20 protein-coding genes are annotated in these 23145 nt (G+C 70.9%); 8 read left to right on the forward strand and 12 right to left on the reverse strand.

The features are described 5' to 3' along the window. Positions 1 to 67 precede the first annotated feature (67 nt). Genes mutA through meaB form a run of 3 tightly spaced genes read left to right on the forward strand, consistent with a single transcriptional unit; the run spans position 68 to position 5163 of the window. A complete protein-coding gene (gene mutA / locus OG408_RS03485; protein ID WP_326668110.1) occupies positions 68 to 1924 on the forward strand; it encodes a methylmalonyl-CoA mutase small subunit in 1857 nt (618 codons plus the stop codon). Further along, complete coding sequence (scpA, locus tag OG408_RS03490; RefSeq protein ID WP_285571195.1) at positions 1924 to 4125, forward strand: methylmalonyl-CoA mutase; 2202 nt, start codon at positions 1924 to 1926, stop codon at positions 4123 to 4125. The genes mutA and scpA overlap by 1 nt, the downstream gene beginning before the upstream one ends. Before the next feature lie 12 nt (positions 4126 to 4137). Then, positions 4138 to 5163: a methylmalonyl Co-A mutase-associated GTPase MeaB gene (meaB, locus tag OG408_RS03495; RefSeq protein ID WP_266786990.1), complete on the forward strand. Its 1026-nt coding sequence runs from the start codon at positions 4138 to 4140 to the stop codon at positions 5161 to 5163. A 20-nt stretch (positions 5164 to 5183) separates the two neighbouring features. Here meaB and OG408_RS03500 read toward each other — a convergent pair whose 3' ends face one another. Next, positions 5184 to 6065, reverse strand: a complete 882-nt coding sequence (locus OG408_RS03500) for a GNAT family N-acetyltransferase (RefSeq protein WP_326668113.1) — start codon at positions 6063 to 6065, stop codon at positions 5184 to 5186. Positions 6066 to 6414: 349 nt separating this feature from the next. Between OG408_RS03500 and rho the strand changes: the two genes are divergently transcribed. Continuing rightward, on the forward strand, positions 6415 to 7563 hold the full coding sequence (gene rho, locus OG408_RS03505) for a transcription termination factor Rho (RefSeq protein WP_285571230.1): 1149 nt from the start codon (positions 6415 to 6417) through the stop codon (positions 7561 to 7563). A 17-nt stretch (positions 7564 to 7580) separates the two neighbouring features. On the opposite strand, the gene OG408_RS03510 is transcribed toward rho, so the two are convergent. The 4 genes from OG408_RS03510 to OG408_RS03525 form a co-directional block, all read right to left on the reverse strand. Continuing rightward, a complete protein-coding gene (locus OG408_RS03510) occupies positions 7581 to 8942 on the reverse strand; it encodes an NAD(P)/FAD-dependent oxidoreductase (RefSeq protein ID WP_266786986.1) in 1362 nt (453 codons plus the stop codon). A 132-nt stretch (positions 8943 to 9074) separates the two neighbouring features. Further along, positions 9075 to 9377, reverse strand: a complete 303-nt coding sequence (locus tag OG408_RS03515) for a hypothetical protein (protein WP_285571313.1) — start codon at positions 9375 to 9377, stop codon at positions 9075 to 9077. 74 nt (positions 9378 to 9451) lie between these two features. Further along, positions 9452 to 11182, reverse strand: coding sequence for an aa3-type cytochrome oxidase subunit I (gene ctaD, locus OG408_RS03520; protein ID WP_266786984.1), 1731 nt, complete (start codon positions 11180 to 11182; stop codon positions 9452 to 9454). Between the two features lie 240 nt (positions 11183 to 11422). Then, positions 11423 to 13645 carry an NADP-dependent isocitrate dehydrogenase gene (locus tag OG408_RS03525; RefSeq protein WP_285571237.1) on the reverse strand — a complete coding sequence of 741 codons (2223 nt, stop codon included), beginning with the start codon at positions 13643 to 13645 and terminating at the stop codon, positions 11423 to 11425. Between the two features lie 160 nt (positions 13646 to 13805). Between OG408_RS03525 and OG408_RS03530 the strand changes: the two genes are divergently transcribed. Continuing rightward, complete coding sequence (locus OG408_RS03530) at positions 13806 to 14306, forward strand: tetratricopeptide repeat protein (protein WP_285571240.1); 501 nt, start codon at positions 13806 to 13808, stop codon at positions 14304 to 14306. A gap of 7 nt (positions 14307 to 14313) precedes the next feature. Here the strand turns inward: OG408_RS03530 and OG408_RS03535 are convergent, their stop codons facing one another. Together OG408_RS03535 and OG408_RS03540 are read right to left on the reverse strand one after the other, a co-directional pair. Then, positions 14314 to 15345 (reverse strand): glutathione S-transferase family protein, encoded by a 1032-nt coding sequence (locus OG408_RS03535; RefSeq protein ID WP_326668119.1) that lies wholly within the window; start codon positions 15343 to 15345, stop codon positions 14314 to 14316. After that, a complete protein-coding gene (locus OG408_RS03540) occupies positions 15342 to 16859 on the reverse strand; it encodes an MFS transporter (protein ID WP_266786975.1) in 1518 nt (505 codons plus the stop codon). Before OG408_RS03540 ends, OG408_RS03535 begins: the two co-directional genes overlap by 4 nt. A 143-nt stretch (positions 16860 to 17002) precedes the next feature. Here OG408_RS03540 and OG408_RS03545 point away from each other — a divergent pair, with 143 nt between their 5' ends. Next, entirely contained in the window at positions 17003 to 17398 is a 396-nt protein-coding gene (locus OG408_RS03545; protein ID WP_326668123.1) for a TOBE domain-containing protein, read from the forward strand. 23 nt (positions 17399 to 17421) lie between these two features. Here OG408_RS03545 and OG408_RS03550 read toward each other — a convergent pair whose 3' ends face one another. Beyond that, on the reverse strand, positions 17422 to 18729 hold the full coding sequence (locus tag OG408_RS03550; RefSeq protein WP_266786971.1) for an FAD-dependent oxidoreductase: 1308 nt from the start codon (positions 18727 to 18729) through the stop codon (positions 17422 to 17424). Positions 18730 to 18834: 105 nt separating this feature from the next. Between OG408_RS03550 and OG408_RS03555 the strand changes: the two genes are divergently transcribed. Further along, the gene (locus OG408_RS03555; protein WP_326668126.1) at positions 18835 to 19200 is read left to right on the forward strand and encodes an ArsR/SmtB family transcription factor; all 366 of its coding nucleotides are present in this window, start codon (positions 18835 to 18837) and stop codon (positions 19198 to 19200) included. Here the strand turns inward: OG408_RS03555 and arsB are convergent. Both arsB and OG408_RS03565 read right to left on the reverse strand, forming a co-directional pair. Beyond that, positions 19140 to 20300 (reverse strand): ACR3 family arsenite efflux transporter, encoded by a 1161-nt coding sequence (arsB, locus tag OG408_RS03560; RefSeq protein WP_326668127.1) that lies wholly within the window; start codon positions 20298 to 20300, stop codon positions 19140 to 19142. The two genes, OG408_RS03555 and arsB, sit on opposite strands and share 61 nt — an antisense overlap. Beyond that, positions 20297 to 20605, reverse strand: coding sequence for an ArsR/SmtB family transcription factor (locus OG408_RS03565; RefSeq protein ID WP_266786965.1), 309 nt, complete (start codon positions 20603 to 20605; stop codon positions 20297 to 20299). Before OG408_RS03565 ends, arsB begins: the two co-directional genes overlap by 4 nt. 106 nt (positions 20606 to 20711) lie before the next feature. Here OG408_RS03565 and OG408_RS03570 point away from each other — a divergent pair, with 106 nt between their 5' ends. Beyond that, positions 20712 to 21134 carry an arsenate reductase ArsC gene (locus OG408_RS03570; protein ID WP_266786963.1) on the forward strand — a complete coding sequence of 141 codons (423 nt, stop codon included), beginning with the start codon at positions 20712 to 20714 and terminating at the stop codon, positions 21132 to 21134. A gap of 11 nt (positions 21135 to 21145) precedes the next feature. Here OG408_RS03570 and OG408_RS03575 read toward each other — a convergent pair whose 3' ends face one another. Both OG408_RS03575 and OG408_RS03580 read right to left on the reverse strand, forming a co-directional pair. Continuing rightward, positions 21146 to 21691, reverse strand: coding sequence for a DUF1697 domain-containing protein (locus OG408_RS03575; RefSeq protein ID WP_326668130.1), 546 nt, complete (start codon positions 21689 to 21691; stop codon positions 21146 to 21148). Between the two features lie 51 nt (positions 21692 to 21742). Then, a complete protein-coding gene (locus OG408_RS03580; protein ID WP_326668132.1) occupies positions 21743 to 23050 on the reverse strand; it encodes an MFS transporter in 1308 nt (435 codons plus the stop codon). Between the last annotated feature and the right edge of the window lie 95 nt (positions 23051 to 23145).

Consider the following 23145-nt stretch of genomic DNA (forward strand, 5'->3'; position numbering starts at 1 on the left):
CGGAGAGGGCAAGGTCACAGGTCGAGCCCCTGCTGCTGTATCTGAGACCTGTCCTAGCATCGGATCCATGACGGTCCAGCCTGCTGACGGGCTTTCGTTGGCCGCCGAATTCCCGGAACCCACCCATGAGCAGTGGCAGAGCCTCGTCGAAGGTGTGCTGCGCAAGTCGGGCAAGGACGTTTCGGGTTCGGCCGCCGAGGAAGCACTGTCCACCAAGGTGGAGGACGGGCTCATCACTCGTCCCCTCTACACCTCGCGCGACGACGCGCCCGATGCCGGTCTCCCGGGCTTCGCCCCCTTCACCCGCGGCAGTACGCCGCAGGGCAGCACGGCGGGCGGCTGGGGGGTCCGGCAGCGCCACACCTCGACGGATCCCGTCCGGCTCAACGAGGCCGTACTCGGGGACCTGGAGAACGGCGTCACCTCGTTGTGGCTGACCGTCGGAGGTACCGGCGGTGTGCCGGTGTCCGGTCTGGCCCGGGCCCTCCAGGGCGTCCACCTCGACCTGGCACCGCTCGTCCTCGACGCAGGAGACGAACTCGACGCCGCGGCGGAGGAGTTCCTCCGGCTGTGCACGGAGCGCGGTGTGGCGCCGGAAGCGGTGCGCGGCAACCTCGGCGCCGACCCGCTGGGACAGGCCGCCCGCAGCGGCGGCGCGGCGGACACGGCATCCGCCGTGCGCTGGGCGAAGCGCTGCGCGGCCGGGTATCCGGGGCTGCGGGCCCTGACCGTTGACGCGCTGCCGTACCACGAGGCCGGCGGCTCGGCCGCCCAGGAGCTGGGCAGTTCACTGGCGACGGGTGTCGCCTATCTGCGGGCGCTGACCGATGCCGGGCTCGGTGTCGAAGAGGCCTGCGCGCAGCTGGAGTTCCGGTACGCGGCCACCGCCGACCAGTTCCTGACGATCGCCAAGCTGCGGGCCGCGCGCCGCCTCTGGGCGCGGGTCGCCGAGGTCTGCGGGGCACCGGAGGCAGGCGGGCAGCGGCAGCACGCGGTGACGTCGCCCGTGATGATGACCCGTCGCGATCCGTGGGTGAACATGCTGCGGACCACGCTGGCCTGCCTGGGGGCGGGTGTCGGCGGCGCCGACGCGGTGACCGTGCTGCCGTTCGACCACGCACTGGGCCTGCCGGACGCGTTCGCCCGGCGCATCGCGCGCAACACGTCGACGATCCTGCTGGAGGAGTCTCATCTGGCCCGGGTCATCGACCCGGCGGGCGGTTCCTGGTACGTGGAGCGGCTGACGGACGAACTGGCCGACTCCGCCTGGTCGTTCTTCCAGGAGATCGAGCGGGCCGGCGGTCAGGCCGCGGCACTGTCCTCGGGTCTGGTCGCGGACCGCCTCGCGGCCACCTGGGCGGCCCGCAGCAAGGACCTCGCCCGGCGCAAGGAGCCGATCACCGGCGTCAGCGAGTTCCCTCAGCTCGCGGAGCGCGCGGTGGAGCGGGAGCCCCTGCCTGCGGCCGCCGCGCAGGGCGGACTGCCCGTGGTCCGTCGCGACGAGGCGTTCGAGGCGCTGCGCGCCCGTTCGGACGCCCATCTGGCGGCGACCGGAAACCGGCCGCGGGTGTTCCTCGCCGCGCTCGGCCCCGCCGCGGCGCACACCGCGCGTGCCTCGTTCGCCGCGAACCTGTTCCGGGCGGGCGGCATCGAACCCGTCCACGAGCCGGTCCAGGTGGACGTCTCGTCGGCCGCGGCGGCGTTCACCGCCGCGGGCACGGACCTGGTGTGTCTGTGTTCCAGCGACGCGCTCTACGCCGAACAGGCAGGCGAGGTCGCCGGGGCGCTCGTCGCCGCCGGTGCGCAGCGGGTGTACCTGGCGGGGCGGCCCGGTGAGTACCCGGGCGTCGACGAGTTCGTCTTCGCCGGGTGTGACGTGGTGGCCGTGCTCTCCTCCGTTCTCGACCGTATGGGTGTGGCGTAATGCGGATCCCCGATTTCTCCGACATCGAGCTCGGGCCGGGCAGCGGCACCGAGGTGACCGAGGACCAGTGGCGTGCCGCGGTCAAGGAGTCCTCCGGGACCTCCGACGGCGATCTCCTGTGGGAGACGCCGGAGGGCATCGCGGTCAAGCCGCTGTACACCGGCCAGGACCTGGAGGGCATCGACTTCCTCGGTACGTACCCGGGGGTGGCGCCGTATCTGCGCGGCCCCTACCCGACGATGTACGTCAACCAGCCCTGGACGATCCGGCAGTACGCGGGCTTCTCCACCGCCGAGGAGTCCAACGCCTTCTACCGTCGCAACCTCGCGGCCGGGCAGAAGGGCCTCTCGGTCGCGTTCGACCTGCCGACCCACCGCGGCTACGACAGCGACCACCCGCGGGTGACCGGTGACGTCGGCATGGCCGGTGTCGCGATCGACTCGATCTACGACATGCGTCAGCTGTTCGACGGCATCCCGCTGGACAAGATGTCGGTGTCGATGACGATGAACGGCGCGGTGCTGCCCGTACTCGCGCTCTACATCGTGGCCGCCGAGGAACAGGGCGTGCCGCCCGAGAAATTGGCCGGGACCATTCAGAACGACATTCTGAAGGAGTTCATGGTCCGCAACACCTACATCTATCCGCCGAAGCCCTCGATGCGGATCATCTCCGACATCTTCTCGTACACCTCGCAGAAGATGCCGCGCTACAACTCGATCTCCATCTCCGGCTATCACATCCAGGAGGCCGGAGCGACGGCCGACCTGGAGCTGGCGTACACCCTGGCCGACGGGGTGGAGTACCTGCGGGCCGGACGCGACGCAGGGCTCGACGTCGACGCGTTCGCACCGCGGTTGTCGTTCTTCTGGGCGATCGGCATGAACTTCTTCATGGAGGTCGCGAAGCTGCGGGCGGCCCGGCTGCTCTGGGCCAAGCTGGTCAAGGAGTTCGAGCCGAAGAACGCCAAGTCCCTCTCGCTGCGCACCCATTCACAGACCTCGGGGTGGTCGCTGACCGCGCAGGACGTGTTCAACAACGTCACACGCACCTGCGTCGAGGCGATGGCCGCCACCCAGGGCCACACCCAGTCGCTCCACACCAACGCCCTCGACGAGGCCCTCGCCCTGCCCACCGACTTCTCGGCGCGCATCGCCCGCAACACCCAGCTCCTGCTCCAGCAGGAGTCCGGCACCGGACGGGTCATCGACCCGTGGGGCGGCAGCGCCTACGTGGAGAAGCTCACCCACGACCTGGCGCGGCGGGCCTGGCAGCACATCGAGGAGGTCGAGGCCGCCGGCGGCATGGCCAAGGCCATCGACGCCGGCATCCCCAAACTCCGCATCGAGGAAGCCGCCGCCCGCACCCAGGCCCGCATCGACTCCGGCCGCCAGCCCGTCATCGGCGTCAACAAGTACCGCGTCGAGACCGACGAGAAGATCGACGTCCTCAAGGTCGACAACTCCTCCGTCCGCACCCAGCAGATCGAGAAGCTGCGCCGGCTGCGCGAGGAGCGCGACGAGCAGGCCTGCCAGGACGCCCTGCGCGCCCTGTCGGCCGCCGCCGGGCGGGCCCCGGGGCCCGGCCTGGAGGGCAACCTGCTGGCGCTGGCGGTCGACGCGGCGCGCGCGATGGCGACCGTGGGCGAGATCTCCGACGCGCTGGAGAAGGTGTACGGCCGGCACGCGGGCCAGATCCGTACGATCTCGGGTGTGTACCGCAACGAGGCAGGGGAGTCGCCGTCCGTGGACCGCACCCGCGCGCTGGTCGACGCGTTCGAGGAGGCGGAGGGACGCCGTCCGCGCATCCTGGTCGCCAAGATGGGCCAGGACGGGCACGACCGGGGCCAGAAGGTCATCGCGACCGCCTTCGCCGACCTGGGCTTCGACGTGGATGTGGGCCCGCTGTTCCAGACGCCGGGCGAGGTCGCCCGGCAGGCGGTCGAGGCGGACGTGCACATCGTGGGCGTCTCCTCGCTGGCCGCCGGCCACCTCACGCTCGTACCCGCACTGCGTGAGGAGCTCGCGGCCGAGGGCCGCGAGGACATCATGATCGTCGTGGGCGGGGTCATCCCGCCCCAGGACATCGAGGCCCTGCACGAGGCGGGCGCGGCGGCGGTGTTCCCGCCCGGGACGGTGATCCCGGACGCCGCCCACGACCTGGTCACGCGCCTGGGCGCCACACTCGGCCACGAGCTGTGAGCCGCTGAACCGATGGCCCCGAAGATCGATCTCGACAGTTATGTGAAGGGCGTTCTCGACGGGAAGCGCGCGCATGTCGCGCGCGCCATCACGCTCGTCGAGTCCACCCGCCCCGATCACCGGGCGCTGGCCCAGCAGTTGCTGCGCGAGTTGCTGCCGCACTCGGGCAGCGCCCGGCGCATCGGCATCAGCGGGGTGCCCGGAGTCGGCAAGTCCACGTTCATCGACGCCCTCGGCACGATGCTCACCGGGCTCGGGCACCGGGTCGCGGTGCTCGCCGTGGACCCGTCCTCCAGCCGCACCGGCGGCTCCATCCTCGGCGACAAGACCAGGATGGAGCGGCTCGCGGTGGACCCGGCGGCATTCGTCCGCCCCTCCCCCACCGCCGGCACGCTGGGCGGGGTGGCGAAGGCGACCCGGGAGTCCATCGTGGTGATGGAGGCGGCGGGCTACGACGTGGTGCTGGTGGAGACGGTGGGTGTCGGCCAGTCGGAGACGGCGGTCGCCAACATGGTCGACACGTTTCTGCTGCTGACACTGGCCCGCACCGGTGACCAGCTCCAGGGCATCAAGAAGGGTGTCCTGGAGCTGGCGGACGCCATCGCGGTGAACAAGGCCGACGGCCCGCACGAGCGCGACGCCCGCTCCGCGGCACGCGAACTGGCGGGTGCGCTAAGGCTGATGCACCCGGTGGACGCTGCGTGGACGCCGCCGGTGCTGACCTGCAGCGCCCGCGAGTCCAGCGGTCTGGACACCCTGTGGGAGCGCCTTGAGCAGCACCGGGCGCTGCTGGAGTCGACGGGCCGGCTCGCGGCCAAGCGCAGTGAGCAGCAGGTGGACTGGACGTGGACGATGGTGCGGGACGAACTGCTGGAGAGTCTGCGCAGCCATCCCGGGGTGCGCGCCCTCACCCCGGACCTCGAACGGCGGGTACGGGAGGGCTCGTTGCCCGCCACGCTGGCCGCCGAGCAGATCCTGGAGGTGTTCCGGGAACGGGACACGGCGGCCGGGCGCGACGAGGAGCCGGGCCCGGCCTGACCGGGTCGGGTCGGCAGACCTCAGAGGTCGAGCTGGTACTCGAAGGAGCGGTGCGTCGGCTCGTATCCGAACGCGTCGTTGATACGCCGCATGTACGTGTTGCTGTCCGCGGTGTCCGCGAGCAGGCCGCCCAGGTCCGGGTGGTGCTCGCGGGCCCGCAGGATGGACGCCGCCTTCATCCAGCGGGCGAGGCCGTGGCCCCGGTGCTCGGGCAGGACGCCCGTTCCGTAGTGCTGGGCGTCGCCCAGGCGGTCGCCCGGCACGACGAGTTCGGTGAAGCCCGCGATCGATCCGTCGCTCTCGTCGACGGCGGCGACCGTGTGCAGCAGCTCGCCCCGGTCGGCGACGGACCGGGCGACGGACCTGACCCGGTCGACGTCCCAGACCATGGTGCCGTAGTCGGTGTCGTCCATGGGCATGTCGTCCATTGCGCGGCGCGATGCGGCGAAGGTGTGGGCCAGCGGTTCGGGGACGGTGCCGTCCCAGAACTCCAGCCGGTAGCCGGGATGCGGCTCCTCGATGACGGCGGTCAGTGCCGCCGTGTCCACCTGCTTCAGCGGCAGCCGGGCGTAGGTGAGGGCGAGGACCCTGCGCAGCCCCCTGGCCCGCAGGAACAGGTCTCCCGGGGTGCCGTCCCCGGCCTGCGCGACGACGGCCCTGCGGCCGAGGTCCGCCGCGGCCCCGGCGGCCGCCTCCAGCAGCCGGGAGCCGGTCCCCCTGCGGCGTTCGGCCGGGTGGACCTGGATGTCCAGCTCGGCCAGATGGTCCTGGCCCTCCCTGGTGAACACCCGCAGGAACGCCGATCCGACAGGTGCTCCGGCCTCGTCGGACGCCAGCCACGCCAGGCGGTAGTCGTTGGCGCCGCGGTCGGGATCGGTCAGGGCGGTGAGATGTATCGGCAAGGTGACTCCGGGGTCGGGAGTGAGGACCGGACCGGAGTACGAAACCACTCCCGCACCCCCGCCGCAATGGAGTTACCCGCACCACATCGGCGCCCGGAGTCCGGCAGCCGTGCTACATTGCAATCGGTACTTGTGTACGCCTCTCATTCAGGCGCCGGTACCGATTCACCTTCACCACGCTGATGCGCCCGTCCTTTCCGACCGGCGATCCAGCTTCATCGCATTGACTTCCCAGTCCGGTTCGGACTCGTTCCCACCGGTCTTTCCTGCCCGTCGTACGGGGCGTGAGTTGTCCGCCCCCGTCCCTGCCGGGCCCCTTCATTCGCATGTCCGCGAAAGGACCACCCGCATGACCACCACACTCGAACACCCCGTATCCACCACCGCCCGGCCCGCAGCCGCAACGGCCGCCGCCGGCATCCTCGACATCACGCAGCAGGGGCACGGTTCCCTGCGCTCATCCGGCGGCCACCCGGCCCCCGGCGACGTGCAGGTCCCCGCGGCGCTGATCCGCCGGCACGGACTGCGCAGGGGCGACGCCGTCGAAGGCGTCTGCGAGCGGCGCGGCGCCCTGAGCGCCGTCGCACGCGTCAACGGGCTCGCCCCGCAGGCGCTGCGCGGCCGCCCCCACTTCTCCGACCTCACCCCGCTCCACCCCCGGCAGCGGCTGCGACTGGAGACACCGTCCGGCGGCCCCTCGACGCGCATCGTCGATCTCGTCGCGCCGGTCGGCAAGGGCCAGCGCGGGCTGATCGTCGCCCCGCCCAGGACCGGCAAGACGGTCCTCCTCCAGCAGATCGCGGCCGCCGTCGCGGAGAACCACCCCGAGTCCCATCTGATGGTGGTGCTCCTGGACGAACGGCCCGAGGAGGTCACCGACATGCGCCGCTCGGTGCGTGGCGAGGTCTACGCCTCGACCTTCGACCGGCCCGCCAAGGAACACATCGCTCTCGCGGAACTCGCGCTGAACCGCGCCAAGCGCCTCGTCGAGCAGGGCCGTGACGTCGTCATGCTGCTCGACTCCCTCACCCGGCTCTGCCGCGCCCACAACAACGCCGCGGGCAACGGCGGACGCACCCTCAGCGGTGGTGTGGACGCCGCCGCGCTGCTCGGCCCCAAGCGCCTGTTCGGCGCCGCCCGCCTCACCGAGGAGGGCGGCTCCCTGACCATTCTGGCCACGGCGCTCGTGGACACAGGTTCCCGCGCGGACGAGTACTTCTTCGAGGAGCTGAAGGGCACCGGCAACATGGAGCTCCGCCTCGACCGGTCACTCGCCGAGAAGCGGATCCACCCGGCGGTGAACATCGCCGCCTCCGGCACCCGCCGCGACGAACTCCTCGTACCGGCGGAGGAGTTGACCGCCGTACGAGGACTCCGCCGGGCGCTGCACTCCAGGGACGCGCAGACCTCGCTGGAGACGCTCCTCGACCGGATCCGGCACACCCCGGACAACACCGCGTTCCTGCGCCTGATCCGCAACACGGTGCCGTCCGCCTGACGGGTGCCGGCGCCGGCTCACATCCGGGCGTTCAGCGCCGCGGTGTGCTCACGGACCTGCTCCGGGGTGAGATAGCGGTCCGTGTACTCGAAGTCCCGCAGGGTCGCGGGCTTGCGGGACTGGAATCCGGTACGGACGAAGTCGTCGCCCGCCGCCGCGTTGATCAGCCAGTTGGTCATGACGCGCGCCTTCGCCACATTGGTCCGCAGCGCCGACCAGTGGTAGCCGCGGGCCACGGCCTGGGCGGTGATCCCGTGCATCTCGATGCCGAGGGGCTTGGAGACCGCGTCCTTGCCGCCGAGGTCCACGACGAGCCCGAGGTCCTTGTGGACGTACGGCTGCAGCGGCTGGTGCCGGAGCGTGGCCAGCAGGTTGTCGGCGAGCTTGCGGCCCTGACGCATCGCGTGCTGGGCGGTGGGCGGGCAGACCGCGCCGTCGCCCTTGGCGAGGTCCGGCACGGCCGCCACGTCACCGAGCGCGAACATCCCGTCGTACCCGGGCAGCGTCATCTCGGGCGTCACCGCCAGCCTGCCGCGTACCGTCTCCGCGTCGAAGGTGGTGACGAGCGGGCTCGCGGCGACGCCCGCCGTCCAGATCAGGGTGCGGCAGGGCAGGACCCGGCCGTCGGTGAACGTCACCTTGTCGGGGCCGGCCTCGGCGACGGAGACGCCGAGCGACACCTCGATGCCGCGGTCGCGCAGCACCTTCAGAGCGCTCTCGCCGAGCTTGTCGCCCAGCTCGGGCATCAGCTTCGGCGCGATGTCGATCAGATGCCACTTGATGAGCTTCGGGTCGAGCCTGGGGTAGTGCCGCACCGCGTTGCTGGTGAGCCGCTGCAGGCAGGCCGCGGTCTCGGTGCCCGCGTACCCGCCGCCGACCACCACGAACTGCAGCCGCGAGGCCCGCTCCTCCTCGTCCTCGCTGGCGTCCGCGAGGTCGAGCTGGGCGATCACGTGGTCGCGTACGTAGGCCGCCTCGGCCAGCGTCTTCATGCCGCGGGCGTTGTCGAGCAGCCCGGGGATGTCGAAGGTGCGGGTGACGCTGCCCGGGCTGAGCACGATGTAGTCGTACGGCTCGTAGACGACTTCGTCGGTGATCTTGCGGATGACGCAGATCTTCGCCTTGGGGTCCACTCCGATGGCCCCGCCGGGAATGATGCGCGTGCGGTGCCGGCTGCTCCGGCGCAGTGACACCGCGACGGACTGCGGTGTGAGGACGCCGGAGGCGACCTGTGGGAGCAGGGGCAGGTAGAGCTGGTACGAGAACGGCGCCACGAGTGCGATGTCCGCTTCACCCGGACGGAGCCCGCGTTCCAGTCGGCGTACGCACTCGACCCCGGCAAAACCGGCTCCGACAACGAGAATCCTGGGTCGTGCCACAGTGTTCGTCCCTTCTCGGGTCTGGACGGTCGTCCGTTCGCCTGCCCCGTCACACGCGCCCGTCACCTCTCATCTTTACGAGAGGGGCGCGGGTTCGCCTGCTGGGGCGGCAGAACGGACGATCTCACCGGGTCATCTGGCCAGGTATGTCACCACGGTGCAGGCGCCGCCCGCCGTGCCCGCGCAGACGACCGCGGCGGCGACGCAGCGCGCCCTGAGCCTGCGGTAGCGCTCGCTGTACTCGCCGCGCAGTTCGGTGGCGCGCGCCGAGACACGCATCAGCATGGCCCGCGAGGCCGCTGCCCGGTCGGCCGCGTAGACCCGCTCGACGTCCTCGCGCTGGGCCGTCGTGAGCCAGGGCAGCTCGTCGGTGAAGCGGCGGGCGAGCCGGCGCGCCTGCTCGACCTCGGCGCTCCACAGCAGGTAGCCCTCCATCCGGGCCAGGCCGCGGGCGGCCTCCTTGTCGGAATAGGACCCCACGCGTCTCTCCTCTCCCCCTGCCGTCCTGTTCACGCCTGCCGGTCCCCCGGCGCCACCGTCACCGATTGGTCGCCGCGGTTGGCGGCCTCGTCGAGCTCGCGTACGTCGGGGTGGTGCAGGTCGAACGCCGGGGATTCGGAACGGATCCGCGGCAGGGTGAGGAAGTTGTGCCGCGGCGGCGGGCAGGACGTCGCCCACTCCAGCGAACGGCCGTAGCCCCACGGGTCGTCGACCTCGACCTTCTTGCCGTACTTGGCGGTCTTCCACACGTTGTAGAGGAACGGCAGGATCGACAGGCCGAGCAGGAACGAGGAGATCGTCGAGATCGTGTTCAGCGCGGTGAAGCCGTCGGCGGCCAGGTAGTCGGCGTACCGGCGCGGCATTCCCTCGGCGCCGAGCCAGTGCTGCACCAGGAACGTGCCGTGGAAGCCGACGAACAGCGTCCAGAAAGTCAGTTTGCCGAGCCGCTCGTCGAGCATCTTGCCGGTGAACTTCGGCCACCAGAAGTGGAATCCGGCGAACATCGCGAACACCACGGTGCCGAAGACGACGTAGTGGAAGTGCGCGACCACGAAGTACGAGTCCGAGACGTGGAAGTCCATCGGCGGAGACGCCAGGATGACCCCGGTCAGACCGCCGAAGAGGAACGTGACGAGGAAGCCGATGGACCAGAGCATCGGTGTCTCGAAGGACAGCGATCCCCTCCACATCGTGCCGATCCAGTTGAAGAACTTCACCCCGGTGGGCACCGCGATGAGGAACGTCATGAACGAGAAGAACGGCAGCAGCACGCCTCCGGTGACGTACATGTGGTGCGCCCACACGGTCACGGACAGACCGGCGATGGAGATCGTCGCGGCCACCAGGCCGATGTAGCCGAAGATCGGCTTACGGCTGAAGACGGGGATGATCTCGCTGACGATCCCGAAGAACGGGAGCGCGATGATGTACACCTCCGGATGGCCGAAGAACCAGAAGAGGTGCTGCCAGAGCAGCGCGCCGCCGTTGGCCGCGTCGAAGACGTGGGCGCCGAACTTGCGGTCCGCCTCCAGCGCCAGGAGTGCCGCCGCGAGCACCGGGAAGGCCAGCAGGACCAGCACACCGGTCAGCAGGACGTTCCAGACGAAGATCGGCATGCGGAACATCGTCATGCCGGGGGCGCGCATGCAGATGATCGTGGTGATGAAGTTGACCGAGCCGAGGATCGTGCCGAAGCCGGAGAAGGCCAGACCCATGATCCACATGTCTCCGCCGACGCCCGGCGAGCGGACGGCGTCCGTCAGCGGGGAGTAGGCGAACCAGCCGAAGTCGGCCGCACCGTTCGGCGTGAGGAAGCCGGCCACCACGAGGATCGAGCCGAAGAGGTAGAGCCAGTACGCGAACATATTCAGCCGCGGGAACGCCACATCGGGCGCGCCGATCTGCAGCGGCATGATCCAGTTGGTGAATCCGGCGAACAGCGGCGTCGCGAACATCAGCAGCATGATCGTGCCGTGGATCGTGAACGCCTGGTTGAACTGCTCGCTCGACATGATCTGCATCCCGGGGCGGGCCAGTTCTGCCCGCATGAAGAGCGCGAGCAGCCCGCCGATGACGAAGAACGCGAACGAGGTGACCAGGTACAGCGAACCGATCGTCTTGTGGTCGGTGGTGGTCATCCATGTGATGACGACGTTGCCCGGCTGTTTGCTGCGCACCGGGAGTTCGTTGGCGTACGACTCGTCCTCGTCCGTCGGCCCTGCCGTGCCAGTCGTCGTCACTGGGACGCTCCTTCGGTAGTCCTCCGCCGGGTGGACCGCGCACCCGGCCGGATGCAGCAAACCAGCCGTGGGAGCCCGGTGCGTGGCCCTGCGCCCGCCGTGGCGCGACATTCACCCGTCAGGGGGTCCCGCAAACAGCTCCGCCCCGGCTCGACGGAACGTCGGCCGGGGCGGAACGGGTCACCGGTCCCATGGGCGGGTCAGGGGCACTGGTCCCCCGCGCCGCCCGCGTGACTCAGCTCAGGCGAGGCTCGCGATCGCCTGGTTGAACGTCGCCGAGGGGCGCATGACGGCGGCGGCCTTGGCCGGGTCGGGCTGGTAGTAGCCGCCGATGTCGGCGGGCTTGCCCTGGACCGCGATCAGTTCGCCGACGATGGTCTGCTCCTGCTCGGCCAGCGTCTTGGCGAGCGGGGCGAACGCCGCGGCGAGCTCGGCGTCGGCGGTCTGCTGCGCCAGCTCCTGGGCCCAGTACAGCGACAGGTAGAAGTGGCTGCCGCGGTTGTCGATGCCACCGAGGCGGCGGCTCGGCGACTTGTCCTCGTTCAGGAACGTGGCCGTGGCCCGGTCCAGGGTGTCCGCGAGGACCTGGGCGCGGGCGTTGTCCGTGGTCTGCGCGAGGTGCTCGAAGCTGACCGCGAGGGCGAGGAACTCGCCCAGGCTGTCCCAGCGGAGGTAGTCCTCCTTGACGAGCTGCTGGACGTGCTTGGGCGCGGAGCCGCCGGCGCCCGTCTCGAACAGACCGCCACCGTTCATCAGCGGCACGACGGAGAGCATCTTCGCACTGGTGCCGAGTTCCAGGATCGGGAACAGGTCGGTGAGGTAGTCACGCAGCACGTTGCCGGTCACCGAGATGGTGTCCTCACCGCGCCGGATGCGCTCCAGCGAGAAGGCGGTGGCCTTCTCCGGGGTCAGGATCTCGATCTGGAGACCGTCGGTGTCGTGGTCCGCCAGGTAGGTCCTGACCTTGGCGATCAGCTGCGCGTCGTGGGCGCGGGTCTCGTCGAGCCAGAACACGGCCGGGTTCCCGGTCGCGCGGGCGCGGGTGACGGCGAGCTTGACCCAGTCCTGGATCGGCAGGTCCTTGGTCTGGCACATCCGGAAGATGTCACCGGCGCCCACGGTCTGCTCCAGCACGGCGTTGCCCGCGGCGTCGACGACGCGCACGGTGCCGGTGGCGGGGATCTCGAAGGTCTTGTCGTGGCTGCCGTACTCCTCGGCCTTCTGCGCCATCAGACCGACGTTGGGCACCGAGCCCATGGTCGACGGGTCGAAGGCGCCGTTCGCACGGCAGTCGTCGATCACGACCTGGTAGACACCCGCGTAGCTGCTGTCCGGCAGGACGGCGATGGTGTCGGCCTCGCCACCGTCCGGGCCCCACATGTGGCCGGAGGTGCGGATCATGGCCGGCATCGAGGCGTCGACGATGACGTCGCTGGGGACGTGCAGGTTGGTGATGCCCTTGTCGGAGTCGACCATCGCCAGGGCGGGGCCCTCGGCGAGCTCGGCCTCGAAGGACGCCTTGATCTCGGCGCCCACCTGGGGAACCGAGTCGAGGCCCTTGAGGATCCCGCCGAGGCCGTCGTTCGGGGTCAGGCCCGCGGCGGCGAGGACGTCGCCGTACTTGGCGAAGGTGTTCGGGAAGAAGGCGCGGACCACGTGGCCGAAGATGATCGGGTCGGAGACCTTCATCATCGTGGCCTTGAGGTGCACGGAGAACAGGACGTCCTCGGACTTGGCCCGGGCGATCTGCGCGGTGAAGAACTCGCGCAGCGCGGCGACGCGCATGACGGCGGCGTCGACGACCTCGCCGGCGAGCACGGGTACCGACTCACGCAGCACGGTGGTGGTGCCGTCGTCGCCCACCAGCTCGATGCGCAGCGAGCCGGGCTCGGCGATCACGGCGGACTTCTCGGTGGAACGGAAGTCGTCGACACCCATGGTCGCGACGTTCGTCTTCGAGTCGGCCGTCCAGGCGCCCATGCGGTGCGGGTGCGTCTTGGCGTAGTTCTTGACCGACGCGGGGGCGCGGCGGTCGGAGTTGCCCTCACGCAGGACGGGGTTGACCGCACTGCCCTTGACCTTGTCGTAGCGCGCGCGGACGTCCTTGTCCTCGTCGCTCTGCGGGTCGTCCGGGTAGTCCGGGAGGGCGTAGCCCTGCTCCTGGAGCTCGGCGATCGCGGCCTTCAGCTGCGGGATCGAGGCCGAGATGTTCGGCAGCTTGATGATGTTCGCGCCGGGAGTGGTGGCCAGCGCGCCGAGCTCGGCGAGCGCGTCCTCGATGCGCTGGTTCTCCTGGAGGCGGTCGGGGAAGCTGGCGATGATCCGGCCCGCCAGGGAGATGTCACGGCTCTCCACGGTGACCCCGGCCTTCGAGGCGTATGCCTCGACCACGGGCAGGAACGAATACGTCGCCAGGGCCGGGGCCTCGTCGGTGTGTGTATAGATGATGGTCGAGTCAGTCACCCTGTGCTCCGCTCCACGTCTGCAACATTGCTTGACATCAAGATATCTCGTGATCGCCACTGTCTCGACAGGGCCCTGCCCCGTCCAGTCCGGAACCGGCCGTACCGCCCCCGCCCGGCGGATTTGCGATGCCTGCCCGGCCCTGGCAGCGTGCGGCGGTATGACCACGGACAGCGAGCACGACGAGGCACTGGCACAGGCGGTACGGCTGCGCGAGCTGCGGACGCCCGAGGCCCACGAGCGGCTGCTGCGCCTGGCCGCCGACCATCCCGGCCACGGCGGGATCGCCTATCAGACCGCGTGGTCGCACGACCGGCTCGGCCTGGAGGCGCAGGCCGTGCCGTTCTACGAGCGTGCGCTGGAGGGCGCGGGCCTCCCGGCCGGGAGCCGGCACGGGGTCTTCCTGGGGCTCGGCAGCACCTTGCGGGTGCTGGGCCGGTACGAGGAGGCGCACGCCGTGCTGCGCCGGGGCCTCGCGGAGTACCCCGACGACGCCGCGCTGCGGACCTTCCTCGCCATGACGCTGTACAACCTCGGCGAGGCGCGGGAGGCCGTGAGCACGCTGCTGAAGGTGGCCGCCGCCACCTCGGCGGACGACCGGATGCGCGAGTACGTCCCGGCGGTCGAGTACTACGCCGACCATCTGGACGAGACGGAGTAGCGGCGGCTCAGGGCCGGTGCCGCGGGGGTACCTCCTCGTCCGCCGGCACGGGTCCCGGCGGGGTGCCGTCACCGAACGGCCGGCCGCCCAGCTGCTCCCGGTGGTGCGGGGTGAGCCACCCCGACGGATCGGGTCCGACGGGCACGATGCCGGTGGGGTTGATGCCCGTGTGGACCCGGTAGTAGTGCTGCTTGATGTGGTGGAAGTCGACGGTGTCGCCGAAGCCGGGGGTCTGGTAGAGGTCCCTGGTGTAGGCCCACAGCACCGGGTCCTCGGCCAGTTTCGAGCGGTTGCACTTGAAGTGGCCGTGGTAGACGGCGTCGAAGCGCACCAGCGTGGTGAAGAGCCGGATGTCGGCCTCGGTGATCGTGTCGCCGACGAGGTACCGCCGGTCCGCGAGCCGGTCCGCCACCAGGTCGAGCCGGCGGAAGAGCGTCTCGTAGGCGTCTTCGTACGTCGCCTGGCCGTCCGCGAACCCCGCCCGGTAGACGCCGTTGTTGACGTCCCGGTAGATCCCTTCCATGACCTCGTCGATCTCCTCGCGCAGCGGCTCCGGGTAGAGGTCGGGTGCCCCGGGGCGGTGCAGCGCGGTCCATTCGGTGGCGAGGTCCAGGGTGATCTGCTGGTAGTCGTTGGTGACGAGGCGGCCGCTGGGTACGTCGACGACCGCCGGGACGCTGACGCCGCCCGGGTAGCCCTCCTCCCGCGCGTCGTACGCCTCGCTCAGGTAGTGGATGCCGAGCACCGGGTCGCGGCCGTCCGGGTCCAGGGTGAAGCGCCAGCTGCGGTCGTCCTGCAGCGGGTCGGCGACGGCGAGCGAGAGGGCGCTCTCCAGGCCGAGCAGTCTGCGGGAGACCAGGGCCCGGCTCGCCCAGGGGCAGGCGCGGCTGACGACGAGGCGGTAGCGGTCCGCCTCGACGGGCCAGCCGTCGCGGCCGTCGGCGGTGATCCGGTCGGCGAAGTGGCTCCGGGACCGTTTGAAGGGCTTGTGCCCGTACGCGCTGTTGCCGTCCTGGGCGGTGCCGTCGGGGTCGTTCATCGCGTCTCCTTGCGGTCGGCCGGGGAGGGTGCGGACTGTTCCGTACGGCTTCTGCCCCGCCGGGCCCCTCCCACGTCGGCCAGCGCCACGACGAGTCCGGCGAGGACGAAGGCGACGGAGACGACGAGGCCGTGGTCGTAGGCGGTGGACCAGGCGGCGGAGCCCACCTGGGCGAAGAACACCGAGCCGACGGCGGCGATCCCGATCGCGGAGCCGACGCGCTGGCCGGTCTGCAGCGTGCCGCCGGCGCTGCCCGCGGTGGCCACCGGCACCTGCGAGAGGGTCAGGGTCTGGTTGGGGGCGATGACCAGGCCGCTGCCCAGTCCGGCGAGGAGCAGCGGGGCGGCCATCGCCCAGCCGGCGCCCCGGCCGGGCACCAGGTGGACGGCGAGGGCGGTGCCGGCCAGGCCCACCGCGACGGTGGCCAGTCCGATGACGACGAGGGGCCGCCCGTACCGGCCGACCAGCCGGCCGCCGGGTCCGGCGGCGACGGCGGAGCCGAGGGCGAACGGGGTGATCGACAGCCCTGCCTGCAGGGCGGTGTAGTGCAGCCCGCTCTGCAGGTAGAGCGTGGTGATGAAGAAGATCGAGGTGAATCCGGCGAAGTACAGCAGGATCAGCAGACAGCCCAGCCAGTAGGAGCGGACGCGGAAGAGCGACAGGTCGACGACCGGCTGTGTGCCGCGCCGGCCGCACCGGGACTCCCAGCCGACGAACGCGGCGAGCAGCGCGACGGCGACCACCAGCAGCAGCCACTTCCCGTTGCCCGGCCACTGGTGGGCCTGGACGAACGGCAGCAGCAGCGCGAGGACGCCCGCGCCCAGCAGCAGGATGCCGAGGGGGTCGAGGTCCCGCAGCCGCACCGGGCCGGCCGACGGCGTGTCGGGCAGCAGCCGGCGGGCCAGCAGGAGGCAGACGAGGCCGAGCGGCAGGTTCACGTAGAACACCCAGCGCCAGCCCTCCTCGGCGCCGGCCGCCTGGATGAGCAGACCGCCCAGCAGGGGGCCGACCGCGGTGGAGATGCCGACCACCGTGCCGAACATGCCGAACGCCCGGCCGCGTTCCCGGCCGGAGAACATCTGCTGGATGAGGGCGGAGATCTGCGGCGAGAGGAGACCGCCGGCCAGCCCCTGGACCAGCCGGGCGATCACCAGCCAGGTGCTGGACTGGGCGGCGCCGCAGGCCGCGGACGACAGGGTGAAGAGCACCAGCCCGGTCATGAAGACCTCGCGGCGCCCCCGGGCGTCGCCGAGGCGTCCGGCGGGGATCAGGAAGAGACCGAAGGCGAGCGCGTACCCCGAGAGCACCCATTGGAGGTCGGACTCCGGGGTGTGCAGCCCTTCCCGGATGGACGGAAGGGCTACGTTGACGATCGACACGTCCAGGAGTGTCATGAAGCCCGCGACCAGGCAGACGGCGAGTGCCCGCCACCGCCGGGGGTCGGGGGTGTCCGGACCGGTGGCGGAACCCGCCCCCCACCCCGCGTCACCCCGGTGCGCCGCGCTCTCTGCCATGGCTCGCACCCTAGGGCGCACGCCCCGATTCCTCATCCCGACAGGGCCACCCGGCCCACCGGCATCAGTCACCCATGGCATACACCAAGCATTATCGAGAAAATGTTTGCATATGCGACCTGCGAGCCTTTAAGGTGCGGCATATGCAGACCTACACCGTCGGTCAGGCCGCCCGTCTGCTGGGCGTCAGCCCGGACACCGCACGCCGCTGGGCGGACGCCGGGCGCGTCGCCACCCATCGCGAGGAGGGCGGGCGCCGGCTCATCGACGGCCGCGATCTCGCCGCGTTCTGCGTCGAGGTGGCACAGAACGAGCCCGGCGAGGAGGACACCTCGTACACCTCCGCCCGCAACGCCTTCGCGGGCATCGTCACCGCCGTCAAGCTCGGGGACGTGGCGGCGCAGGTGGAGATCCAGGCCGGCCCGCACCGGCTGGTCTCGCTGCTGACCCGGGAGGCCGTCGAGGAGCTGGGCCTTGAGGTCGGCATGCAGGCGACCGCCCGGGTGAAGTCGACCAGCGTCCACATCGACCGCGTCTGACCGGACCCCTTCCCCGGGGCGGGTCAGGTTCCGCAGCAGCCTCCGGCCCCGTCCTGCCCGGCGGCCGGGTCGTCGAAGAGTCCGGCGCCGCCGCAGACCCCGGTCTCCGGGAGGGTGAGTTCGACGCGGTCGGCCGCGTCGGTGTCGCCGGCGAGGGCGGCGGTGACCGAGCGGACCTGTTCGTAGCCGGTCATGGCGAGGAAGGTCGGGGCACGGCCGTAGGACTTCATGCCGACGAGGTACAGGCCCTGCTCGGGGTGGGACAGCTCGCGGTGGCCGTGCGGGTAGACGGTGCCGCAGGAGTGCTGGTTCGGGTCGATGAGCGGGGCGAGCTCCACCGGCGCCTGGAGGCGTTCGTCCAGGGCGAGGCGGAGTTCGGACAGGAAGGACAGGTCGGGGCGCAGACCGGTCAGGACGATGAGCTCGTCGACCGGGTCGAGGCGCCTGCCGTCCTCACCGACGAGGGCCAGCCGGCCGCCGTCGGCGGGCTCGACGGCCTCGGTGCGGAATCCGGTGACGGCGTCGGCGTACCCGTCGTCGACGGCGGCCTTGGCGGCCAGCCCCAGCGCGCCGCGCGCGGGAAGCTGGTCGGCGCTTCCGCCGCCGAAGGTGGAGCCGCTGATGCCGCGGCGGAGGATCCACACCGAGTGGGTGCCGGGCTCGTCCTTCGCGAGGCCGGCGAGGGTGGCCAGGGCCGTGAAGGCGGAGGCTCCTGAGCCGATGACGGCGGTCCGCTTCCCGGCGTACCGGGCGCGGACGGCCGGGTCGGCGAGGTCCGGGACACGGTAGGAGATGCGGGCAGAGGCGGCGCGTTCGCCGAGGGCGGGGAGGCCGTCGGCGCCGATCGGGGCCGGGGTGGACCAGGTGCCGGACGCGTCGATCACCGCACGGGCGAGGATGCGCTCCTCGGTGCCGTCGGCGCGCGTGACGCGGAGGGTGAAGGGCTGCCGCTCGCGGTCCGCGTCGACGATCCGGTCCCGGCCGAGGCGGGAGACGCCGGTGACCGTCGTGCCGTAGCGGACCCGGGCGCCGAGGACGTCGGCGAGCGGCTGGAGGTAGCCCCCGGCCCACTCCCCGCCGGTGGGGTAGGTGTCCGCGGCGGGCCGGACCCAGCCGGCGGGCGCCAGGAGCTTCTCGGCGGCCGGGTCCGTCAGCTCGCTCCAGGTCGAGAACAGCCGCACGTGCGACCAGCCTCGCACCGCGGTCGCGGCCGTGGGACCGGCCTCCAGGACCAGGGGCTCGATGCCGCGCCCGACGAGGTGGGCGGCTGCGGCAAGCCCGGCGGGGCCGGCGCCGATGACGACGACCGGAAGGTCTGCAGTGGTGGTCATGACAGTGATGTCCTCCGGAACGGGCGACCCCACACGGCCGCTGTTTCGATCGATGTCTATATAAGAAGCTTGGCACTCGGCATCGATGAGTGTCAACATAGACGCATGTCGAAGTCAGAGCTCGTGCGGTTGCCGGTCCTGGACGCGGATGCCGTGGTGCCGTGCTGCCCGCCGATCACCGCTGGAGAGCTGTCGCAGGAGGACGCGGAGAAGATGGCCGCGATGTTCAGGGCGCTGTCCGACCCGGTGCGGCTGCGCCTGTTCTCCAAGGTCGCCTCGCATCCGGGCGGCGAGGCGTGCGTGTGCGACATCTCCGACGTCGGCGTCTCCCAGCCGACCGTGTCCCACCACCTGAAGAAGCTGCGCGAGGCCGGCCTGCTGACCTCGGAGCGGCGCGGGACCTGGGTCTACTACAAGGTCGCGCCGTCCGTCGTGGCGGGGATGTCCGCCCTGCTCGACGTGCGCACCTGAGCCGTGTGCACCGATGTGAACCTCTTCCGCCAGGCCAGCGCGACGTACACCAGCCCGATCAGGACGGGGACCTCGATCAGCGGGCCGACGACACCTGACAGCGCCTGGCCGGAGGTGACGCCGAAGGTGGCGACGGCCACGGCGATGGCGAGCTCGAAGTTGTTGCCCGCCGCCGTGAACGCCAGCGTCGCGGTGCGGTCGTAGGCCAGCCCGAGCGCCTTGCCGAGCAGGAACGTACCGAAGAACATGATCGCGAAGTACACGAGCAGGGGCGCTGCGATGCGTACGACGTCGAGCGGCCGCGAGGTGATCGTCCTCCCCTGGAGTGCGAAGAGGACGACGATCGTGAAGAGCAGTCCGTACAGCGCCCAGGGGCCGATCCTCGGCAGGAACCTGGCCTCGTACGGTCCGCGGCCCATCCTCCGCTCGCCGATGCGGCGGGTGAGGAAGCCGGCGAGCAGCGGGACGCCGAGGAAGACGACGACGTTGAGCGCGATGTGCCAGACGGGCACGTCGAGGCCCTGCCCGTCCCCCAGGCCCAGCCACCGCGGGAGCAGGTCGAGGTAGAACCAGCCCAGCGCGCCGAACGCGATCACCTGGAAGACGGAGTTCAGCGCGACGAGGACGGCCGCGGCCTCGCGGTCGCCGCAGGCGAGGTCGTTCCAGATGATGACCATGGCGATGCAGCGGGCGAGGCCGACGACGATCAGGCCGGTGCGGTACTCGGGGAGGTCCGGGAGGAAGATCCACGCCAGCGCGAACATGACGGCGGGCCCGACGACCCAGTTGATGACCAGCGAGGACACCATCAGCTTCCGGTCGCCGGTGACGGTGTCGAGCCGGTCGTAGCGGACCTTGGCCAGCACCGGATACATCATGACCAGCAGGCCGAGCGCGATCGGCAGGGAGATGCCGCCGATCTCGGTCCGCGCCAGCGCGTCGTTCATCCCGGGGACCATCCGCCCCAGCCCCAGGCCGGCGGCCATGGCGAGCAGGATCCACACCGCGAGGTAGCGGTCGAGGGTAGAGAGCTTCCGGACGACCGAGTCGTCGCCACCGCCGACCGGAGCGGGGGAGGTGGCGGGCTCTGCGGAGGTCACGGGCACGCCCTCTTGTTCTCGGAAGCGTTTCGGGCCGAGTCGGCCAGTGCGGCGAACCGCTCCGAGAGCCCGGCCAGGATCTCGGGCTTCAGCTTGTAGTAGGTGAAGCGGCCGCAGGGCTCGGTCTCCACCACTCCGGCCTCCCGCAGGACCTTCATGTGGTTGGAGAGGTTGGTCTGCCTGGCGCCGGTCTCCTCGACCAGGTGCGTCGTGCAGAGCGTCTCGCGCGCCAGCAGGGTCACGATCCGGAGGCGGAGCGGGTCGCTCAGCACCCGCATCAGATCAGCGTCGACTGAAGTCAGCATGCGCTGATACTGTCACATCACCGCAGACTGATACCAGCGGGGGCTGACCTTTCGGGCCTGTCCGCCGGGGCGGCCGCACCTGCCGCGAAGAGGGAGAACGACCACCATGACCGAGTCGGCCCGCAAGCCGTCCGTGCTGTTCGTCTGCGTGCACAACGCGGGCCGCTCCCAGATGGCCGCTGCCTGGCTGACCCATCTGGCCGGGGACCGCGTCGAGGTCCGCTCCGCCGGGTCCGACCCGGGCGCCCGCGTCAACCCGGCGGCCGTCGAGGCGATGGCCGAGGCCGGGATCGACATCTCCGCCGAGAGCCCGAAGGTCCTGACGGCCGACGCGGTCCGCGCGGCCGACGTGTGCGTCACGATGGGCTGCGGCGACGCCTGTCCCGTCTTTCCCGGCAAGCGCTACCTCGACTGGAAGCTGGACGATCCGGCCGGCCTCGGCATCGAGGGCGTGCGCACCGTGCGCGACGGGATCAGGGCGCTCGTCGAGCGCCTGATCGACGAGATCGCCCCGCCCGCTTCGGCCTGACGGCGCGTGGCTCAGGCAGCGCCCTTCTTGGCCGCGTCGAGGATCTTCACCAGGGTGTGGAAGAAGCGCGTCGTCGCGTCGTGGCCCAGGGCGCGTTCCTGGAAGCCCTTGGCGGCGGGTGCCTTGCCGTTGATCAGGTACCAGACGACGAAGGCGTCGTAGCCGGTGCTGCCGATGATCTCCATGTCCTTCTTCGGGGAGAGCAGCGGGAGCTCCAGGTCCGGATCGATCCGCTCGGTCGTGAACACCACGCAGCAGCGCATGTCGTCGGTGACCGGGACGTCCTTGAACGGGTCGAGCGCGATCAGCGCCTCCAGTTCCGGCACCGTGCGCAGGCACACCGCGACCTCGTAGCCGAGCGCGTCGGCGAGGTGGTCACCGATGCGGGTGCCGAGGACGGTCCGGTCGGTCTCGTCGGACTCGAAGAAGACGTTGCCGCTCTGGATGTAGCTGCGTACGGAGTCGAACCCCATGCCGGCGAACAGACCGCGCAGGTACTCCATCTTCACCGAACGGCCAGGCACGTTCATCCCGCGCAGGAACGCGATGTACAGCAATTCCGATCACCTGTCCGTACGAGAAGGGGAGCCGGTCCGGCGCCTGCCAGCCTATGCGGTGTCCCCTGCGGTGTCCCCGTCCGGCGTGATCGCCCGGCCGGGTGGGACCGCCTCCGTACGCGGCGATCCGCCGGGCCCGGACCGCGCGATTCCGGTCAGCGTGCCCGTCAGCGCGACGGCCAGCACGGCGCAGCCGGTCACGAGGAAGACCGGCGTGACCCCGAATCCGGCCGCGGCCGCCGTGGCGGCGGCCGCGCCGAGCGGTCCGAGTGCCGAATGGATGGTCCAGAACGCCGAGGTGACCCGTCCCAGCAGCCGGCTGGGGGTGACCTCCTGGCGCAGCGACATGGAGGAGATGCCGGCGATGCCGGTGCACAGGACGTTCACCGTCATCAGTACGGCGATCACCGGCACGCTCCGCGCCGGCCCCATGCAGACGACGGCCACGCCGGCCAGCGCGAACGCGGTGATCCAGCTCGCGCCGAAGCCCATCCTCGACCGGACCCGCGCCACCAGGGCGGAGGCGATGAACGTGCCGACCGTACCCGCCGCCAGCACATAGCCCACCGTGGTGTCGGGGCGGCCGAGGTCGTGCTTCAGCAGGTAGATGACGAGGTCCGTCAGCCCGTAGGTGAGGAAGGTCAGCAGCGAGAGCAGCACGGTCAGCGGGCGGAGCACCGGATGCGCCCACAGGAACCGTGCGCCCGCCAGGAACTCCCCCCGTACCGTGCCGCGTCCGTCCTTCCCCGGACCGGCCGGCCGGTCCGGACGGATCCTGACGAACAGCACACCGACCGCGGAGACCGCGAAGGTCAGGGAGTCGATGCCGATGGCGGCGGCCGGTCCGGCCGCCGCGGCCACGAACCCCGCGAGAGCGGGACCCGCGACCCCGGCGACCGCGTAAGTGGCGAAGAGGTGTCCATTGGCCCGCGCGATCTGATCCGGCGCCACGAGAGCCGGAACGACCGTCACATAGGTGACCTGGAACAGCATGGAGAAGACCCCGACGACCGGTACGACGGTGTAGATCAGCCAGACCGGCGCCGCGAACAGCCAGACCAGCGGGATGAGCGCGTAGAGCAGGCAGCGCGCACCGTCGCCGACCACCAGGAGCATCTTGCGGTCGAACCGGTCCGCGATCACCCCCGCGAACAGGCCGGTGACGATCGACGCGACTCCGGTGAGACCGGTGACGACTCCCATCTGGACCACCGATCCCGTGCTGTGCAGCACCAGGAGCGGAATCGCCACGTACGAGAAGGAGTCCCCCAGGGCGGAGAGCGTCTGGACCGCCAGGAACAGGCGATAGGCCGGGTCTCTCCACAGGGAGGGCGCGCCGGCCGCCCCGGCTGCCGTCATCCGTTCCCCGGACGGTGTCCCTGCGCCCACTGTGTGCCCCTCCCCGCTGCGTTCCGGCCGCCCCTGACCGTAGGCGCCGCGGCGGGGGCGGCGCG

The sequence above is a fragment of the Streptomyces sp. NBC_01257 genome, assembly GCF_035917255.1.
GTDB lineage: Bacteria > Actinomycetota > Actinomycetes > Streptomycetales > Streptomycetaceae > Streptomyces.

Excerpts from the sequence above, each read along its gene's own strand:
- OG408_RS03515 (WP_285571313.1), bottom strand. The coding sequence starts at position 9,377 with ATGGAGGGCTACCTGCTGTGGAGCGCCGAGGTCGAGCAGGCGCGCCGG.
- scpA (WP_285571195.1), top strand. The coding sequence starts at position 1,924 with ATGCGGATCCCCGATTTCTCCGACATCGAGCTCGGGCCGGGCAGCGGC.
- OG408_RS03565 (WP_266786965.1), bottom strand. The coding sequence starts at position 20,605 with ATGCTGACTTCAGTCGACGCTGATCTGATGCGGGTGCTGAGCGACCCG.
- rho (WP_285571230.1), top strand. The coding sequence starts at position 6,415 with ATGACCACCACACTCGAACACCCCGTATCCACCACCGCCCGGCCCGCA.
- OG408_RS03545 (WP_326668123.1), top strand. The coding sequence starts at position 17,003 with ATGCAGACCTACACCGTCGGTCAGGCCGCCCGTCTGCTGGGCGTCAGC.
- mutA (WP_326668110.1), top strand. The coding sequence starts at position 68 with ATGACGGTCCAGCCTGCTGACGGGCTTTCGTTGGCCGCCGAATTCCCG.
- OG408_RS03535 (WP_326668119.1), bottom strand. The coding sequence starts at position 15,345 with ATGAACGACCCCGACGGCACCGCCCAGGACGGCAACAGCGCGTACGGG.
- OG408_RS03540 (WP_266786975.1), bottom strand. The coding sequence starts at position 16,859 with ATGGCAGAGAGCGCGGCGCACCGGGGTGACGCGGGGTGGGGGGCGGGT.
- OG408_RS03530 (WP_285571240.1), top strand. The coding sequence starts at position 13,806 with ATGACCACGGACAGCGAGCACGACGAGGCACTGGCACAGGCGGTACGG.
- OG408_RS03570 (WP_266786963.1), top strand. The coding sequence starts at position 20,712 with ATGACCGAGTCGGCCCGCAAGCCGTCCGTGCTGTTCGTCTGCGTGCAC.
- OG408_RS03555 (WP_326668126.1), top strand. The coding sequence starts at position 18,835 with ATGTCGAAGTCAGAGCTCGTGCGGTTGCCGGTCCTGGACGCGGATGCC.
- OG408_RS03550 (WP_266786971.1), bottom strand. The coding sequence starts at position 18,729 with ATGACCACCACTGCAGACCTTCCGGTCGTCGTCATCGGCGCCGGCCCC.
- OG408_RS03580 (WP_326668132.1), bottom strand. The coding sequence starts at position 23,050 with ATGACGGCAGCCGGGGCGGCCGGCGCGCCCTCCCTGTGGAGAGACCCG.
- meaB (WP_266786990.1), top strand. The coding sequence starts at position 4,138 with ATGGCCCCGAAGATCGATCTCGACAGTTATGTGAAGGGCGTTCTCGAC.